We start from the raw sequence: 13,920 nt of genomic DNA, 5'->3' as shown, positions 1-13,920 counted from the left end.
CAAGTCTATCTGCGGTTCAGTTGACCCTGATCGGGCGATTTTTTTTCATTTCTTCTCGCAGCGCATCAAAAATTAATACACAGCTGTTTCAATCTGCTGTCACCGCACTTCGTGCCGTTGAGTTAACTGTCGTAAGCCTTATCCATATCTCCTTAGGGCAAGTGATGCTGCAACTGCTGTTCACATAGCAGATCACCCTGATCAGCAGGGAGGCAATGCTTGCAATGGCATGTCAGAACAGGAAAACAATCTCTGACCTATCGAGGAGCATCACCCCATGAAAATCGAACTCTACGACAAGATCGCGCTGGTCACCGGCTCCACCGCCGGCATCGGCTATGGCATTGCCAGAGGGCTGGCAGCCACCGGTGCTGAAGTGGTGATCAATGGTCGCACCCAGGCCCGGGTGGACGAGGCGGTGGCCAGACTGAAGGAAGACGGCTATGGCCGGGTAACCGGGGTAGTCGCCGATGTGTCCAGCGCAGCGGGCTGCAGGGAGCTAATCCATCAGGTGCCCCACGCCGATATTCTGATCAACAACATGGGCATCTTTTCGCCGCAGGGCTTCTTCGATATCAGCGACGAAGAATGGGAGCAGTTTTTTCAGGCCAATGTCATGAGTGCGGTGCGGCTGTCACGCTACTACGCCCAGCTCATGCAGAAGCAGCACTGGGGACGGATACAGTTTCTGTCCAGCGAATCGGCACTGCAGATTCCGGTAGAGATGGTGCACTATGGGGTCACGAAAACCGCACTGCTGGCCGTCTCACGCGGGCTGGCGGAGACACTGAGCGGCAGCGGCGTAACGGTTAATGCAGTATTGCCCGGCCCGACCAGATCGGAAGGGGTCAGCGTATTTCTCGACAAGATGGCAGCCGAACAGGGTATCAGTGTTGCAGAGATGGAGGCCTCCTTCGTCAGGGAGCACCGCCCCACCTCGCTGCTCGGGCGCTTTGCCAGTGTGGAAGAAGTCGCCAATCTGTGTGTTTATCTGGCCTCTCAGCAGGCTTCGGCCACCACCGGCGCCGCCATGCGCGTGGATGGTGGTGTAGTGCGCAGTATCGCCTGATACCTGACGTTCAGCAGGGCAGCAGGCAATTACGGGGCAGCCATCCCTGCCCCATTCGTTCTCTCGGCTTTAAAGGAAAGAGGGCCGTCAACGATGTCACCACTGCAGCATGCTTCAGCTCATCACCCCATTCGTGCGCGGATGAGATTCACCCTGCTTTACCTGTCGCTGCTGTCGGTGATGCTGACAGCCTGCAGCAGCCAGCCTCCCACTGCCTCGTCGCCCCCGTCTGTCGATGATCAGTACACGGAACTGAAATCGGACTTCAAAGTCAGTGATGCCCGCCACTATGGCTGCGACCAGATAGATCAGCAGGTACTGCAACACGTACTGGATAGCGGCGTCAGCGTGACCCAGCAGGACGTGGATGAGCAGTTCACCACCACCGGCTGCACCATTCATGGCTCATTGCGTCGTAATGGCCAGCCGCTGGGCTTCAGTTTTGACTATGGTGGTGTGCTGCAATTAAGCGACGGCTCGCTGCTGGCCTGCGGCGACGGCTGCTGCAACGATGCCTTCGACTATTGCTCATGGAATCCGCACTGAACACGCGCCCCGGCAGGAAACATTGGTGCATGATGCCAGGGCGGCTGCCACACTTGAGATAACCTGGGCCGGTGTGGCTGTCCGCCTGCCATCCAGGGGTGATGGGCAGAAGTGACGGGGGGAGCCGTATCACAGTGTCGATAACTCGCCTAATGCAAAGGCAATAAACTGGGGATATACCTGTTCCCAGTCATCTTGAAAAAAGTGCCCACCCGGATGGTTACGCGCAATAAGCTGGTTGTCTTTTATGAACAGTTCCCTGATGCTCGCCAGCAGTCGTTTGTTGCTCTCGTGCTCCTTATCGCCACCCACAACGACAACATGTTTGCCTTTCGCTTCGAAAACAGGAAACTTTTGCAAATATCCCCCAGGAGAGAGCAGCACGCCACCTGTATATGATTCGGGATGTTCAGCCAATAAATGAGCGGCGTGTAACGCTCCTTGGGAAAAACCGATCAGCACTACCTTATTACGATTGATAACGGTCGACGTTGATATTTCGGCCAGTGCCTGTTGCACTGCTTTATGTGTGTCCTCTGCAGATTTTTTGTCCCACATAAACGAGTTTTCGTCCCGTTTAATGGTCCCATTCAGCCCCACCAAGGCATATTGATCTTTTGCTAATTCAGAAAAGCCATCAATCGAACCATTTGAACCCAATCCATGAAGCCAAACGACGACAGGCCAGCCGTCTTTAGGGGGCGTCGCCTGCGGAATCTGAAAAGCCCCCTTCCCTGCATCTTGTGCATGCAGGGCATAGTTTGTTTGGGCAGTGGAAAGCAGCTCCTGGTATGCAGCGCTCTCTTTCATTGGCGCCAGTTCCTCATCCTCCTGCATGATGGGGTACTGCCAAAATCCCCTTACTTGTGCTTCTTTAAGATATTTCGCCGCAACTTTAGGCATATCCAGATAAGATAACGCTGCAGCAGCCTGATAAGAGGCAAAGGCATAGTTCGTATCCAGCTTTGTGGCCGCGAGGTAATAGGCCAAGGCTCCGGCATAGTTGCCATGCTTAGACTTCTCATCATCCCCGGCATCGACAAACTCGCTCGCCGGAGCTTCGCGCATATATAGCGCTGCCATATCCGCCATGACATCCCAACGAGCCTTACTGGCAGCGTCATCTGACTCATCTGCATAGATGGTGTGACTGCCAACAGCCAGCCAGACTGACGTCAGAACAGGCAGAGAAAAACGCGCAGTACGCCAAAAAGATAACCCCATAGCAGCTCTCCTTAGCTGACTTTCAAAAGAGGGCAATAAAGTGCATTTTCCCGAAATGCATTGCAAGAAACGAACAGGAAAGTAGCCACTATTCGTGATGCCTGCATCCGTGTTCTGCTTTACACCATCTGCGTTCGTTTTAAGGCACGCCGTAAAAATCCACACAGGCGGTCACTGATATGAAAAACGCCATCACTACCGGCTTAACTCTCATGACTATTGTGGCAACTGGCTGCGCGGCGTCAGGCACCGTAACCAATCAGAGCAACCCGTCGCTGCACTTTTCTCAGATAGCAAGCGACTTCAAGGTCAGCAACAGGAATGGTTACGACTGCCCGCCCCTCACCCCGGATGTGCTCCAGCACATACTTGCCCGAGGTAAAGAAGTAGATCAGACCGAACTGCACGACTACTTCTCGTATTCTGGCTGCTCGATAACAGGATCCATGCTGCTGAACAGGCAGCAGATTACATTCAGCTTCGACTATGCCGGGCTATTCCGACTGTCGAACGGCCTGCTGATTGCCTGCACCACTGACTGCTGCGGCGATCCGGATTATCCCTACTGTGGCTGGGATACCGACGTCGGTAATCAGGAGTAATCCCCCTCATGACGGTATGACCGTAGTGAGCCATGCCCACCACGGCCACTTCCTTTCATCCGGCAACGTCCTTTACCCGACACCCTCATTTCACTTTTCACTTGCAGCCAACATCATTCCCCGCTGGAATAATGAACAATTTTTATGGCCTGATGATGGTTTTAGCTTATGTCCAAACGCCTGATGCCTTCTCTCACCGCGCTGCAATGCTTCGAGGCGGCGGCCCGGCATCTCAGTTTTACCCGCGCCGCGGAAGAGCTGCATCTGACGCAAAGCGCAGTGAGCAAGCAGGTGGCTCAGCTGGAGGAAATGCTCTGCCATAACCTGTTTGAGCGTATCCGCCGACGGCTGCACCTGACCCCGGCGGGTGCGTTGTATCTGTCTGAGGTAAATAAAATCCTCACGCAGGTGGATATTTCCAGCCGCTATATCCTCACCTACGGCGGCGAGTCAGAAGTGCTGCGGGTGGCCACCCAACCGACCTTCGGTGCGCGCTGGCTGATCCCGCATCTGAAAGACTTCAACAAGCGCTATCCGAATATTCATCTGGATATTCGCAATGAGCTGGAGCCTTTTGATCTGCAACAGGCCCGTGCAGACATCGCGTTTTTTTATGGGCAGGGCACCTTGCCCGGCGCAACCTGCATCGAGCTTTTTCATGAAGAAGTCGTGCCGGTCTGTGCGCCGGAACTGCTGGCCGAACAGCCCTGCCACAATGCTGCCGACCTCAGCCAGATGACGCTGCTGCAATGTGCCTCACGGCCAGAGGCCTGGCACGAGTGGTTTCTGTCGCAGGCACTGACCGCGCACAACAGCTATCACGGCCCGCGCTTCGACACCTTCTACATGTGCATTCGTGCCGCACAGGCGGGATGCGGCGTGGCGCTGATTCCGCGCTATCTGGTGGCGGAGGAGCTGAGCGAAGGCAAACTGCTGATCCCGGTGGATCACCCCATGCCCAGCAGTGGCGCGCATTTTATCGCCCATGCCGAGCAAGCGGCAGAAGTCCCCAAGGTGAAGGCCTTTGTAGAGTGGATTCTGGCCCGCATTATCAGCGAACGCCCCGGCAAGGTCTGATGCGAAAAAGGTGAAATCACCCACATCTCAACTTTAAGGAATATAAGTCAAGTTATTACCTAGTACCCACCGCCCCTACCCCTCCGAAAACACCTGAAAATATAGGCATTTCATCGGAGGCTTTTGATGAAAATTATTGCTGTTACCAACTCCAAAGGCGGAGTCGGAAAATCCACAACGGTTGTTAATCTGGCAGCGCTCCTTGCCGACGTAGGCTTAAGGACACTGATCGTTGACCTGGACATCCAGCCCACAGCGAGCAGTTATTTCCATCTGACGTCGGAAGCCCCTTTTGGCATCAGTGAGCTGCTGAGCCAAAACCTGTCCCCATCCACCCAGATCATCTCAAAAACCAACATTGAAGGGCTCGACCTGATCAAGTCGAACGACCCATCTGGGTCGCTCAGTACATCGCTTCTACATGCCCCCGACGGGCGTATTCGTCTGAGGCGTCTGCTGGCCCGATTCAGCGACTACGACATCATTCTATTAGATACCCAAGGTGCACGAAGCGTTGTACTGGACATGGCTTTGCTAGCTGCAGACATGGTGGTCTCTCCTGTTACCCCGGCGACTCTCAGTGCCCGGGAATTTATCCGTGGCATGGGAACACTCTATAACGACCTGTCTCCCATGGCCGACGCGATGGGGATAACCATCCCCACAATGCAGATTCTGCTGAACCAGATAGACAACACCAACAATAGCAACATGGTGACTGAGCTCATCAAGAGCATGGCCATTGAGGAAGATTGGTTTTCGGTTTTGGGGACTGAGATCCCCGATCTGGTGGCCTACAAGAACTCAAGCGCGCTGGGTCTGCCAGCGCACCGATACGAACCCAAACGCCCCGCAGGCCGTCAGGCCCCTTCATGCCTTGAAAGCATGGTTGATCTTGCTCTGGAGCTGCTGCCAGAGCATGAGGCAACGATTACAGCCTACTGCAAGACCCTGAAGTAAGGACGCCATCATGAAATACATCATGTTAGGTGTCCCGATGGGACAGGGGGTACGCCATTTCCCCGTCATATTCCCGGATCTGTTCAGTCATGAACAGATGGCTGAGGCCGCCCAATTATTGCCTGGGCTGGCCAACAGCTCGGTGGTGTCAGCCGGGCTATGCAATATCGATGTGACCTGTTACGGCGACAGCCCGTCATTGCAGCGGGCCAGCCGCAGCGTCGATACCCGCATCATCAATACCTATTCCCTGCTACACGGGTTTGCCGATCTGGCTGACCTGCCGCCCGGTCTGCAGTCCCTCGTCCCTCACAAGGAGTCACACCATGACTAATGCCTCCCTGTTTAGTCCGTTGTTCACCCTGAGCAGCCAGGATCTGGTACGCCATTACCAGCAGGCCATCGAGTACCTGCTTCCTGTTGCCCTCCTGGACACGGAGGGTGCTCGTGTCACTGCCCAGGTGCTGCTGTCAGCCTATAACGGCGATGACTATCAGCTGGACATCACTGATCTCGGACGGTTTGGTGCCGGTGAGGACGCGATCATGAACGCCATCCTGACCGTGGTTTACGCACGAGCACGTACTGGAATAAAGCCTCAGGGGCTGATCGATAACGGCGATGCCCTCTTTTATGCGTTGGTCCAGCGCTGGAATGTGCTGCATGCCAGCGTTCGCATTCAGCACCAGTACCACAAGTATGGCTGGCAGGCCCCGATGCAGTCCATGGGCCCCGAGGTGCTCAATCACCATTACCAGCAGGCGGTAGAGCGCCTGCTGGCCTCGGCCCAGCAGGAGACCAGCTTGGGACGTATCGCCGCCCAGATACTGCTCTCGGCGTATGACGGTACGTATTACCAGTGGAATATTGCCCGCCTGTCACTCGCTCTTGACGCGAAAGAGGAGCTGCTAAGCGCCATCCTGATGGTGGTTTACGCACGGGCGTGCACGGGAAAAGGGCCTCAGGAGCTGATCGACGACGGCGATGCCCGCTTTGCAGCCCTGGTCACACGCTGGCCTCAGCTGTCACTCTCAGCGCTCATTGAACGCCTCGGCTATGTCCATGGTCAGGAGGTGTGCCATGACTAGGTCGTTCTCTTCACACTTTTTCCACTTCCCGCTGTCGTTGGAGCATGAAGAGGCGCTGGATCAGGACTACCCCGCCGCGGTGGAGCAGTTGCTGGCCAGCACAGAGGGGCAGCACGGCGAGGCAACCATCCGTTGCCTGCTGGCGTTTTACGCTGGCGATCTGCCCTATTTCAAGCAACTGGAAGCTCACGATCAATCAGCGTTCTTCAACGTGCTGTATGGCTACGCGGCTACAGGCCGCCTGCCCCATCAGGTCATCTTCGCTGGGGACGACCGCTTTCAGGCGTTGTGGGCACGTCACGCCCAGACGCCCCGATCTGCGGAGCGCACCAACATCGATGCTCTGCCCCGAACCGTCTTTGACGGGCCCCCTGACACCCCACTGTCCCATGACGTGATGCTGGCCTTCCGGGCACGCCAGCATCACGCCGTGGCTCCGTTTCATTCGCGCTAGAAGGACTTTGGCATGACTCACCACGACTCGATTTCACCCTGGATGCGATCAACACCCCCAACGTCGACGGGCAGCGTGCGGAGTCATGCCGAAGTCCTGCTGTTATCAATATCACTACCTGAGCCACCGAACCGCGCAGGAGCCTGCTTATGAGTAAAAAAGTCACCGCCGAGGCCATGCGGGCCAACCTGCTACGCCCTGTTCCTAGTGCCAGCCATTCGGGCGCTATCGCCTTTTCTGATCCCATAGCGGATACGCCCATGGTCCTGACGGTCGATCAGTTACGGCCTTTCGACAACAACCCCCGGTTGTCGCGTAATCCGCTGTATGAAGACATCAAAGCCTCGATTCTGAAGCGCGGGTTGGACAACCCGCCCCCAGTAACCCGTAGGCCCGGGGAGACCTATTACATCATCCGTAATGGTGGCAACACGCGCCTGGCGATCCTCAATGAGTTGTGGGCAGAAACACAGGACGAGCGCTTTTTCAGGATCCCTGTGTTGTTCAAACCCTGGAAATTGCTGGATGTCGACGGTCACGAGAGCGCGACTATCGGCGAACTGGATACCTTGGTCGGCCACCTGGCCGAAAACGCCCTGCGCTCGGATCTGACCTTTATCGAAAAAGCCCTGGGCGTCGCCCGCGCCCGAGCGCTGTACGAACAGCAGGAAGGTGCGGCGATCTCTCAGCGGGAACTGGCCCGAAGACTAAAGGAAGACGGTTTCCCCATCGCCCAGTCCCACGTCTCGCGCATGGAGGCAGCGATCCAGTACCTCTATCCCTGCATTCCCAATCTGCTGACACACGGAATGGGCAAGGATCGGATTTCAGAGCTGCTAAAAATGCGCTCCGGCGCCTGGGAATACTGGAGAACATTTATACCCCAGCCCGAAGAGCGGGAAGGCCTGTTCCAGCTGGGCTGGAACGAAACGCTGCAGCAACATGACAACGACGAAGCAGTCGCGCTGATCGCGTTAGCTAACAGCCCGGAGATGATACGGTTTTTCACTGAGGATCTGGCCGGCTGGCTCTCGCGGGCGACCCGCGAGCTGAACCCGGATAACCCGGAGATGCAGAAACCAGGGACGCGCCACAATAACAACGCGCTCCTGTTTCTGCAGGGCGGGACCACCAAAGAGAAGTGGCTGGAGATCGACGCCGAGCTTGCGACCGAGTCGGCGGCAGCGGCCATTCGCGACGCAGAGCGCGAAGAACGACGGCTAAAAATGGAGGAAGGCCGGGAACGGGCCAACGAGCGCAGAGCGGCAGAAGCTGCTGCCGCCCAGGCCGGTAACAGCGTGCCGGACGACGATCGCCTCGATGACGACTACGCGGAGGAGCAGCTGGATCTGATTGACGATCAGGCACCGCTGCCCCTGTCCAGTTCCGCCCAGACAGTGGTCCATCCTGGTGCCAGCCACACACTCACCCCGTCGGTAAATACGGTCGTGACCACCACGCCCGGGTCTCATGCAGCCCCCACTCCACTGGGTCCCACCCCCACGCCCGCCCCGGTGTTCCCGGCCAGCAGTCCAGCCCCTGCTGTTGCCCCCACGCCAGTGACCCCTGCCGTCCTGCCCAGGACAACGGTGGTTAATCCAGGCCTCGGTTTTGACGATCTCTGGTCCATGGATGCGGCTGTGTCGACCGATGAAATCAGGTATCAGGCATCGGACATCGCCATGGTCATGGCCATGATGGCCGGAGCACCGGAACTGGTGGAGATGGACGGGGAGGCCCTGCTGGGCTTTGTCGTCCAGCCCGACGCCCTAGATGATCAGGCCACTCCCGCTGCACGGCAGCTGGCTCAGTGGCTGAACCTGCTGACTAGCACAGATGCTGGCCATTTCGATTTTCCCGCGCATGCGCTGCTGATGGGCGACCTGCCCGATGCAGACGTGTTGCGCTTATTCCGGTTGATCCGGCTCGGGCGTGTTGTCCGCAGCCGGACTCAGCACTAACCCAACCCGTACCAAAAGGATATAAGGAAGATGTCCCTTTCCCCACGCTTAGTTCATGTATTAAACCAGGCGCTCATCACCGAGATCATGAGCACCATTGAACGGGGCGATCTGGCCCGCCTGCAGGATTTAGGCATTGAGGCCGACGATGCCGCCATGCTGCAGTTACTGTCCTCAACGGCGTTTGCTCGTCTGTGCAACTGCACCGTGCCTATGGCCGAAGTGTCGGTGAACCGTGCAGTGTTGAGGAACGTTGTGCGACGGTTGCTGAATGACAGCAACCGGGATGAGCGCATGGTGAGAGCGATGAACCTGGGCGCCTCCTACTCACTGCTGGAAGAGTTCTTTGGACTGAACTCCACCGAGGCGGCTTCTGTACGCCGACTGCAGGGCATTCAGATCTCCTCAGGCCGGCAGCAAATGCCGTCAGAGGAGCAGGAAAAAGCGCTGTGGGAGCGGTGGCACGAAGTGGTGCAGCCAGAGGCTGCAGAAAGCACGGATGCCTTCCTCGAAGCCATGTGCCGACTGACGGAAGAGGCCCGCGATGGCCTCTTTGGACCTGATCAGGCGCAGCTCTCGCTTGCCAGCTGCTGGCATCTGGTCAGTGGCTGGATCGAGGACGAGCGGTTGTTCGGCAAAGGCGTAAAGGCATTCCGTGCCCGTCATCTGCGTGAACAAAGCAATACTGACAGCCTGGTACGGCACGTCAGACTGCTGAAAAAGCCTGCCTAAGCGCCTGTGACGATCACCATCAAAGCGCGCCCGCATAAGAGCTGGGGGATGGTCATGAGGATCAACCCCGGCTTAATGCCGCATATCGTGCAGCGCTACTGCCATGACGAGCAGGTGTTACGGCACCTGCTCGATGGCGATCTCCTTGTACGCGAGGGGGATGAGCCCTATCGTCACCCCCTGCGTCTGGCCATCCAGACCGCCCTGGATGAACGCGAGCAGAAGCAAGAACAGAAGAAGGCGATCCTGCCCGGCAAAGTCCTGCATGGCCGTCAGCCCTACATGTACCCCGGCCTGTATATCGGTACAGGCAACCGCTGTGGCCATCGCCCCCAGCGTCCTGTTAATAAGCGGATCGCTAACCCCCTGGTGGATTTTGACGATCTTCCCCAGGCCATTCAGCGCATCCGCAACGTCTTTCTGAGCAGCGGCGCCCATGGCCACGAATACCAAGGTGCTGTGTCGCCGGTCTACGATAGCCCGCGTCTTTACCCGCTGTTCACCAACTCAGGCAAAGCGAATTTGGACGGAACGCCCCGCTGCGACCGTTCAGAGTTACGCCTCATTGAGGTGCGGGTACTGGCCGCCATGGTAGAGATGGCCAATTTTGCCAGTACCGGCGGCGACATCCATATCGGCACCCCGCGTGATGATGGATCATTCAGCCACAGATCCATGCTGGAGATTGCCCTGTCAGCCAGTACACCGGATGGTGACTGCCTGGTTGAACCGGAAAACCCCCACCTTCCACTCGGTCTTTGGACGTTCCGCCCTACGCAGCGCTATCGCCGTGCCACCAAAGCCCTGAAGAAAAAAGGCCACCTGACGGTCGTACAGCGCTATGAAGAACGTGATGGCTATAAATACGCCCTCACGGCAGTGAAATCGATCAGCGCCGCTTCCCTGATTTCGCTGGGTGTTGTCAGCGAAAGGCAGTTACGCGAGTTCCGTGACAACCGCCGGCGTGAGCTGGCCAAGCGGCGTAATATCTGGCGCGCCACGCGCCCAGACTTTGTGGCAAAACGGCAAGCCGAGCGCGAAGCCCGCGCCAAAGTGCGGGGCCAGTTGCGCCCCAGTAATCTGGCGGGGCGCTGCCGCCCCGGGTATACCCCGCTCGAAAAAACACCGGAGCAACAGCTGGCAGCCAGCCTCTGGCAGCGTTACCGGGGCTACCAGCACCTGCTGATGGCCAGTCTCTGCCGCGAGCAGGAGCAGAATGGCCATCCCCCCTACTGGGTGAGAGAGCGGGTCAGGCAGCACCTGATGCCGTTCGAGACCTGGAAAGAGCAGCAACCCGAACAACACGAACACGCCGAGGCCGCCCACTGAAGGCCCCACGGCCTCCCCTTGCCTGAATTTCTCCCCTCATCGCACTACTGGCCTTTGCCACCTCCAAATTGATCGTTATTTAACCTAGAACACCAATCACACCCACGTAGACCAGCGCGGCACGTCCTGCGCGACCGTGATCACGGCGTTATTAACCGAATAGTTAAAAATTAAGTGTCAGTAGTTTTGATTTAACTGTCAGCAATATCCTTTTAAGTGTCCTCTGCCTCTTTATCTGCTTTGAAATCTGCTTGATCTTCTGGCAGCTGCGCTGCTGAAAATGAAGCGGCCTCTCGATGCCCTTCGGGCATGCGGCCTTACGCGGGCCAGCCCGCACCCGGACGGTGCTGCGCCCCATCTCCCGCACTGCAGGTGTACTACTGAATGCACCGTACTATGCGCACATCATCGGTTACTCAGGGCGCGGGAGGGCGCAGAATCGGCCTATTGTTCGTTGTTCGCGACAATAGCCACGGGGCGCTCAGAGGGGCAAACAGCCGTGGTGACGGGACAGATGGGCGGGTACCGGCGCGGGCAGACATGGCATCCCTCTGCCTGGCCGTGCAGCGCCTATTCTGGGGCTGCGCCCCAGCCCCCGGCGTCCTGGGGAAGTACGGTGACGGGTCAATTGACGAGTGGCAGAGATGGCATATACACTTTGGCATATACACAGGAGCACCATACCATGCCAACCCTACCGTCTCCTTCCAGATCCAAGGAAGCCAAGCTGTTTCGCAATAACCGTAGCCAGGCGGTGCGCATTCCTGCAGAGTTTGAATTACCAGGAGAGCGTGTACTGATCCACCGTGAAGGCAGCAAGCTCATCATTGAACCCGTGACACGGCCAACGAACATCATCGAGCTACTGGCTGAATGGAGAAAAGAAGCACCACTGGGGCCGGAAGATCAATTACCCGATATTGAAGATATGCCTGCCCCATCGGAGGAGATATTTTGAGCGGTTACCTGCTGGATACGAACATAATCAGCGATGTGATCCGTCACCCGAATGGCTCCGCAGCCCAACGCATTGAACATATCGGACCGAAAGAGATATTCACCAGCATCATCGTTGCCGCTGAATTACGTTATGGCTGTGCAAAGAAAGGGTCTGCCCAGCTGCAGGCTAGGGTGGATAGTCTCCTTGCTACCATCCCGGTGCTGCCACTGGATGCTCCGACAGATGCTAAATATGGGAGTATCCGCGCCGAGTTGGAGGCCGCTGGCCAACCTATCGGCATGAATGATCTGCTGATTGCAGCTCATGCCCACGCACTTGGCCTCACGCTTGTGACCGACAATATACGTGAATTCAGCCGCATCCGTGGCCTCTCTATAGAGAACTGGCTGCAAAGACAGGGACAGTAAAGCCCTCTAAGCAGGGGGCAAACCTGCATATCGGCTCGCACCGTCAGCTTGAGCTATGATCTAAAGCCATTTCCCGCCACAGAAGGACATACCGATGGCCAGCCCCGAAAAGCGACGTCAACGCGCCAAGCAAAAAGCAAAAGAAGGCCGCATCATCAGGCAGTTTGACAAACGTCTTGCCGCCCTTGATCGGGAAATTGCAGCGCTCGATGCCCGTGACGCTCAGATCAAAAACGAGATCTCGTCCGCCATGATGGCGCAGCTGGTGAATGCGCCTTACACCTATGACGACTGGGCGGAGGATTACCTGGCCGGCATTGATGAGTCGCATCCGTTGTACGACCATCTCAATTGGGGGGATGAGATGCCGGATCCGGCAGACATCATTGCCCTGGCCAGGCAGCTGAATCTGCCCGACTTTTACGAGCAGGCCGAACTGCTGTACCAGCAGGACCAGGCACGCCGACAACCATAAGAAAAGCCACTTTTACAGCATCAGACGCATCAGTAAGGACCGTTATTCATGAGCTTACTCGTTCTGCCGACAGGGATGTCGGTTCGCCCTGCAGAGCCTACACTGGATCGTGGCGGGCAGTCCCACGGATATATTTTTCGGGATACCGTGCTCGGTGATGTGGGTATGTTGCTGGTCCGTATCTGGATGGATGTCAAAAATCCGGCGGCCACTACCGGCTTTTTTCATGTCGAAGCGATGGGCGAGCCGGACGACCCCATGACGGTCAGGCGAAAAGTCTGCTTTGACAACGTGGCGGATGAGATAACCACCGTGCTGAATGCCCTGCCCGCCTTCAACACCATTGAGGATGTCACCGCAATCCTTCCCGACACCAGCACCACGGTCCGCCCCCTGCACTATCGTCGGCAGCAGAGCAAGGCCCTACTGTGTGCGAAATGCCACCAGGATGCAGTCATGCTCTATTACTCCGACGCCCGGAGCCCGGCTGAATTTTACGATGTGGCACGCCATAGCTACGCCGCTGTGGCCCTAGCCAGCGAGATGGGAGCAGGCCTGGTCGCCTGGGTGGTAGGAGAGGAAACCACGTCACTCAGTGATGACGAGCGGTACTTCCCAGTGATGCAGTTCTACCCCGAATACGCGCCGGTACGCATGTACTCAAAACAGGAAATCGCTCAGCTGACCAGCGCTGCTGTGCGCAGGCACTGTCCGCCGACCATCGTGTCTCATTAAGCCGCCCCAACCCTCTGTCCCGCCGTCAGGCTTGATGCAGGACGGCACTACTGCTTTGTTCCGATACAGGGCTGTCTCCCCAACTTCCGCCCCACAATCCAGATCCAATCCTATCAGGAGCAGTCGGCATAGCCTGAATGCATTGGGAGCCCACCCGCGCGCCTCAAGCTGATCCTCCTGACCTTCCCGATACGGGGTTGTATGCCGGAAAACCAGAAATTTCCGCCACGCCCCTGACGACTAAAGCAGTCTTGTCACCCGTCACGATCTGGCCATTCAGTCGCCATGTAGCGCGTCGAT

At 57.1% G+C, this 13,920-nt stretch carries 15 protein-coding genes and 1 pseudogene; 15 read left to right on the top strand and 1 reads right to left on the bottom strand.

Annotated features, from left to right (window positions below; translation table 11 throughout):
- Positions 1–277 precede the first annotated feature (277 nt).
- Both QCD60_RS20115 and QCD60_RS20110 read left to right on the top strand, forming a co-directional pair.
- Entirely contained in the window at positions 278–1,069 is a 792-nt protein-coding gene (locus QCD60_RS20115) for an SDR family oxidoreductase (protein WP_279788021.1), read from the top strand.
- Positions 1,070–1,162: 93 nt separating this feature from the next.
- Positions 1,163–1,615, top strand: a complete 453-nt coding sequence (locus QCD60_RS20110; protein WP_279788020.1) for a hypothetical protein — start codon at positions 1,163–1,165, stop codon at positions 1,613–1,615.
- Between the two features lie 129 nt (positions 1,616–1,744).
- On the opposite strand, the gene QCD60_RS20105 is transcribed toward QCD60_RS20110, so the two are convergent.
- Entirely contained in the window at positions 1,745–2,839 is a 1,095-nt protein-coding gene (locus tag QCD60_RS20105) for an alpha/beta hydrolase-fold protein (RefSeq protein ID WP_279788019.1), read from the bottom strand.
- Positions 2,840–3,018: 179 nt separating this feature from the next.
- On the opposite strand from QCD60_RS20105, the gene QCD60_RS20100 reads away from it, so the two are divergent.
- The 13 genes and pseudogenes from QCD60_RS20100 to QCD60_RS20040 all read left to right on the top strand — a co-directional run bounded on the left by QCD60_RS20100 (position 3,019) and on the right by QCD60_RS20040 (position 13,620).
- Positions 3,019–3,441, top strand: a complete 423-nt coding sequence (locus QCD60_RS20100) for a hypothetical protein (RefSeq protein WP_279788018.1) — start codon at positions 3,019–3,021, stop codon at positions 3,439–3,441.
- Positions 3,442–3,609: 168 nt separating this feature from the next.
- Positions 3,610–4,518, top strand: a complete 909-nt coding sequence (gene gcvA / locus QCD60_RS20095) for a transcriptional regulator GcvA (RefSeq protein ID WP_279788017.1) — start codon at positions 3,610–3,612, stop codon at positions 4,516–4,518.
- Positions 4,519–4,644: 126 nt separating this feature from the next.
- A complete protein-coding gene (locus QCD60_RS20090; RefSeq protein ID WP_279788016.1) occupies positions 4,645–5,478 on the top strand; it encodes a ParA family protein in 834 nt (277 codons plus the stop codon).
- Positions 5,479–5,488: 10 nt separating this feature from the next.
- The gene (locus QCD60_RS20085; RefSeq protein WP_279788015.1) at positions 5,489–5,812 is read left to right on the top strand and encodes a hypothetical protein; all 324 of its coding nucleotides are present in this window, start codon (positions 5,489–5,491) and stop codon (positions 5,810–5,812) included.
- On the top strand, positions 5,805–6,566 hold the full coding sequence (locus QCD60_RS20080) for a hypothetical protein (protein WP_279788014.1): 762 nt from the start codon (positions 5,805–5,807) through the stop codon (positions 6,564–6,566). The genes QCD60_RS20085 and QCD60_RS20080 overlap by 8 nt, the downstream gene beginning before the upstream one ends.
- Entirely contained in the window at positions 6,559–7,020 is a 462-nt protein-coding gene (locus QCD60_RS20075; RefSeq protein WP_279788013.1) for a hypothetical protein, read from the top strand. The genes QCD60_RS20080 and QCD60_RS20075 overlap by 8 nt, the downstream gene beginning before the upstream one ends.
- 176 nt (positions 7,021–7,196) lie before the next feature.
- Positions 7,197–7,970, top strand: a pseudogene (locus QCD60_RS20070) (ParB family protein); the annotation flags it as partial.
- A gap of 1,041 nt (positions 7,971–9,011) precedes the next feature.
- Positions 9,012–9,713 carry an STY4526/YPO1902 family pathogenicity island replication protein gene (locus QCD60_RS20065; RefSeq protein ID WP_279788012.1) on the top strand — a complete coding sequence of 234 codons (702 nt, stop codon included), beginning with the start codon at positions 9,012–9,014 and terminating at the stop codon, positions 9,711–9,713.
- A gap of 54 nt (positions 9,714–9,767) precedes the next feature.
- A complete protein-coding gene (locus QCD60_RS20060) occupies positions 9,768–11,042 on the top strand; it encodes a hypothetical protein (RefSeq protein WP_279788011.1) in 1,275 nt (424 codons plus the stop codon).
- Between the two features lie 685 nt (positions 11,043–11,727).
- Positions 11,728–12,000, top strand: coding sequence for an antitoxin (locus tag QCD60_RS20055; protein WP_279788010.1), 273 nt, complete (start codon positions 11,728–11,730; stop codon positions 11,998–12,000).
- Positions 11,997–12,410 (top strand): type II toxin-antitoxin system VapC family toxin, encoded by a 414-nt coding sequence (locus tag QCD60_RS20050; RefSeq protein ID WP_279788009.1) that lies wholly within the window; start codon positions 11,997–11,999, stop codon positions 12,408–12,410. The genes QCD60_RS20055 and QCD60_RS20050 overlap by 4 nt, the downstream gene beginning before the upstream one ends.
- A 94-nt stretch (positions 12,411–12,504) precedes the next feature.
- The gene (locus QCD60_RS20045; protein ID WP_279788008.1) at positions 12,505–12,885 is read left to right on the top strand and encodes a hypothetical protein; all 381 of its coding nucleotides are present in this window, start codon (positions 12,505–12,507) and stop codon (positions 12,883–12,885) included.
- A gap of 48 nt (positions 12,886–12,933) precedes the next feature.
- Positions 12,934–13,620, top strand: coding sequence for a hypothetical protein (locus QCD60_RS20040; protein WP_279788007.1), 687 nt, complete (start codon positions 12,934–12,936; stop codon positions 13,618–13,620).
- The last annotated feature ends 300 nt before the right edge of the window (positions 13,621–13,920 follow it).

This window comes from Pokkaliibacter sp. MBI-7 (assembly GCF_029846635.1).
In the GTDB taxonomy this organism is placed as follows: Bacteria; Pseudomonadota; Gammaproteobacteria; order Pseudomonadales; family Balneatricaceae; genus Pokkaliibacter.
Note: the sequence above shows the minus strand (reverse complement) of the source record. Positions and strands in the feature narration are given on the sequence as shown.

Bases quoted from the DNA above. Each gene is read 5' to 3' on its own strand.
- QCD60_RS20045 (WP_279788008.1), top strand. From the start codon at position 12,505: ATGGCCAGCCCCGAAAAGCGACGTCAACGCGCCAAGCAAAAAGCAAAA.
- QCD60_RS20075 (WP_279788013.1), top strand. From the start codon at position 6,559: ATGACTAGGTCGTTCTCTTCACACTTTTTCCACTTCCCGCTGTCGTTG.
- QCD60_RS20060 (WP_279788011.1), top strand. From the start codon at position 9,768: ATGAGGATCAACCCCGGCTTAATGCCGCATATCGTGCAGCGCTACTGC.
- QCD60_RS20105 (WP_279788019.1), bottom strand. From the start codon at position 2,839: ATGGGGTTATCTTTTTGGCGTACTGCGCGTTTTTCTCTGCCTGTTCTG.
- gcvA (WP_279788017.1), top strand. From the start codon at position 3,610: ATGTCCAAACGCCTGATGCCTTCTCTCACCGCGCTGCAATGCTTCGAG.
- QCD60_RS20115 (WP_279788021.1), top strand. From the start codon at position 278: ATGAAAATCGAACTCTACGACAAGATCGCGCTGGTCACCGGCTCCACC.
- QCD60_RS20100 (WP_279788018.1), top strand. From the start codon at position 3,019: ATGAAAAACGCCATCACTACCGGCTTAACTCTCATGACTATTGTGGCA.
- QCD60_RS20085 (WP_279788015.1), top strand. From the start codon at position 5,489: ATGAAATACATCATGTTAGGTGTCCCGATGGGACAGGGGGTACGCCAT.
- QCD60_RS20110 (WP_279788020.1), top strand. From the start codon at position 1,163: ATGTCACCACTGCAGCATGCTTCAGCTCATCACCCCATTCGTGCGCGG.
- QCD60_RS20040 (WP_279788007.1), top strand. From the start codon at position 12,934: ATGAGCTTACTCGTTCTGCCGACAGGGATGTCGGTTCGCCCTGCAGAG.
- QCD60_RS20065 (WP_279788012.1), top strand. From the start codon at position 9,012: ATGTCCCTTTCCCCACGCTTAGTTCATGTATTAAACCAGGCGCTCATC.
- QCD60_RS20055 (WP_279788010.1), top strand. From the start codon at position 11,728: ATGCCAACCCTACCGTCTCCTTCCAGATCCAAGGAAGCCAAGCTGTTT.
- QCD60_RS20080 (WP_279788014.1), top strand. From the start codon at position 5,805: ATGACTAATGCCTCCCTGTTTAGTCCGTTGTTCACCCTGAGCAGCCAG.
- QCD60_RS20090 (WP_279788016.1), top strand. From the start codon at position 4,645: ATGAAAATTATTGCTGTTACCAACTCCAAAGGCGGAGTCGGAAAATCC.